Origin of the sequence: Endozoicomonas atrinae, from assembly GCF_001647025.1 — a bacterium.
Taxonomy (GTDB): Bacteria; Pseudomonadota; Gammaproteobacteria; order Pseudomonadales; family Endozoicomonadaceae; genus Endozoicomonas; species Endozoicomonas atrinae.
On sequence record NZ_LUKQ02000496.1, the window covers coordinates 1 to 1,924 of the forward strand.

The following is a 1,924-nucleotide window of genomic DNA, read 5'->3' on the forward strand; positions in this document are numbered from 1 at the left end:
TGACTGGCTTGAAGAACTTCTACAATAGAGAGTTGAGCTATCAATTGGCAAAGGATAAGCCAGCAACCATTTACACAAGCATTTTAAGGATAAAATGGCAATATACGCAGGTTAAATTGGCGCTTACACTGTACCGGTCAGAAAAGTGGTCTATGACAGTAAGATTCACTTAATTCATAACGCTCTTGGCTTGCATAGTGTGATCAGTCGAAATCACGGTGGAAAGCTAAAATCGAACAATGAAATCCGGATCTCGAGTGTTTTTAAAGATGCACCTGAGCCTCTGCTGAGAATGCTGGTGGTTCATGAGCTGGCCCACCTGCGTGAGAAAGAGCACAATAAGTCTTTTTACCAGCTTTGTTGTCATATGGAACCGGGTTATCACCAGCTGGAACTTGATGCCCGCCTGTTTATGATTTATCTCGAAATCATGTGACCGACGTAATCTGTCAAAAGTTACCTGTATACAATGTTGATGGCTGTTGCATATAAATAATCCTTGGTGTTCCATAGGATTAAGCACCCTGATGTTCTGTCGATATATAAAGGCAGTATTTCAGTGACAGGATTCTAAGACATGGAGCCACAGCTATCGACAATTCTTTATGCGGAAGATGATCAAGATATTCGTAGTATTGTAGAGATGACACTTCGAAATTTTTCTGACTTCAAGCTGATTAGCTGTAATGATGGTCGTGAGGCTCTGGAGCTTGCAGAAGATATAACACCAGATATGGTGCTTCTGGATGTGATGATGCCTAATGTTGATGGACTTACCGTCTTGAACAGACTTAAAGAGCTGGATGCATATAGACGAGTACCTATTGTGCTTATGACGGCCAAGGTTCAGAAGCACGAGGTGGAGCAGTTTAAAGAGTTAGGGGCAACAGATGTCATTATTAAACCATTTGACCCTTTAACACTGGTAGATCGGATAGTCGATATCTGGAATGAGTATCATGGATGCTCCTAACTTGACTCATTAAATAAATGAAAGTAGAACAGATATTCATCAAGTTTTATTGGTTTGGAGTCGTACTGCTATGTGCTGGCTTGATTTTCTATGGGGCTAACCGTTATATCCAAATGATGACGGAGAGGTCACTCCTTGAGTATGAGGAGTTTCGGGAGAAATCCATCAGGGCTGCTTTTGCTATTCAGAACCACATTAATACTGAGATCGATAGTCTGTATCAGTTGAGGGATGTATTCCGTTTGAGAGGAGGGGTATTAACTCGTTCTGAGTTCGGCATGATTTCAGGGGCTATCTTATCTAGACATGATGGGATTCAGGCGTTGGAGTGGATTCCATGGGTACCACACAGCAAACGCGAGCTATACGAGCAAAAAGCAATTGATGAAGGGCTTAAGGACTTTGGATTCAAAGCAATCCTTGATGATGGTCGTGTAGGTTTGTCCCCTGTTCAGGAAGACTACTATCCAGTTTATTATATTGAACCTCTTGCTGGAAATGAGAAAGCTGCAGGGCTAAATCTTGCATCCAGCAAGCCCAGAAGGGAAGCACTTCTGAAAAGTATTCGAACAAATAAAGCGGTTGCAAGTGAGGGGATCAGGCTAATTCAGGAAAAGAAGGGCCAGAATGGGGTTTTGGTTTTCCTGCCTATCGATAGCGAATCTGACCCTAGCCTCTTGTTAGGTGTATTTCGAATTAATGATATGATTTCTAGTACTTTTTCTAATGGAGTACAGAGCCTGTAAATAATTCTGTGTAAACGCCACCAAAACTATTACTCCTTGAACCGGTCAGGAAACATAATTTCAAACCGGTTCATGGCTGCTTTCCAGTTCCTGATCGGCATGGTCCATTTCTCGGAAGCTTTTTCCATGGCCAGATAGATTACCTTCATGACTGACTCATCAGTCCGAAAAATCTTCCGGTTCTTGATCGCCTTACGAATGACGC

The 1,924-nt window shown here is 42.3% G+C and carries 3 protein-coding genes and 1 pseudogene; 3 read left to right on the forward strand and 1 reads right to left on the reverse strand.

Features of this window, described 5'->3' with window-relative positions; genetic code table 11:
- Nucleotides 1-199 precede the first annotated feature (199 nt).
- The 3 genes from AK963_RS28365 to AK963_RS28375 all read left to right on the forward strand — a co-directional run bounded on the left by AK963_RS28365 (nt 200) and on the right by AK963_RS28375 (nt 1,719).
- The gene (locus AK963_RS28365; RefSeq protein ID WP_238593881.1) at nt 200-436 is read left to right on the forward strand and encodes a YgjP-like metallopeptidase domain-containing protein; all 237 of its coding nucleotides are present in this window, start codon (nt 200-202) and stop codon (nt 434-436) included.
- A gap of 141 nt (nt 437-577) precedes the next feature.
- Nucleotides 578-973: a response regulator gene (locus AK963_RS28370; RefSeq protein WP_066018644.1), complete on the forward strand. Its 396-nt coding sequence runs from the start codon at nt 578-580 to the stop codon at nt 971-973.
- 17 nt (nt 974-990) lie between these two features.
- A complete protein-coding gene (locus tag AK963_RS28375) occupies nt 991-1,719 on the forward strand; it encodes a CHASE domain-containing protein (RefSeq protein ID WP_066018645.1) in 729 nt (242 codons plus the stop codon).
- Nucleotides 1,720-1,748: 29 nt separating this feature from the next.
- Here AK963_RS28375 and AK963_RS36180 read toward each other — a convergent pair.
- A pseudogene (locus AK963_RS36180) lies at nt 1,749-1,924 on the reverse strand (IS256 family transposase); the annotation flags it as partial.

Bases quoted from the DNA above. Each gene is read 5' to 3' on its own strand.
- AK963_RS28370 (WP_066018644.1), top strand. From the start codon at position 578: ATGGAGCCACAGCTATCGACAATTCTTTATGCGGAAGATGATCAAGAT.
- AK963_RS28375 (WP_066018645.1), top strand. From the start codon at position 991: ATGAAAGTAGAACAGATATTCATCAAGTTTTATTGGTTTGGAGTCGTA.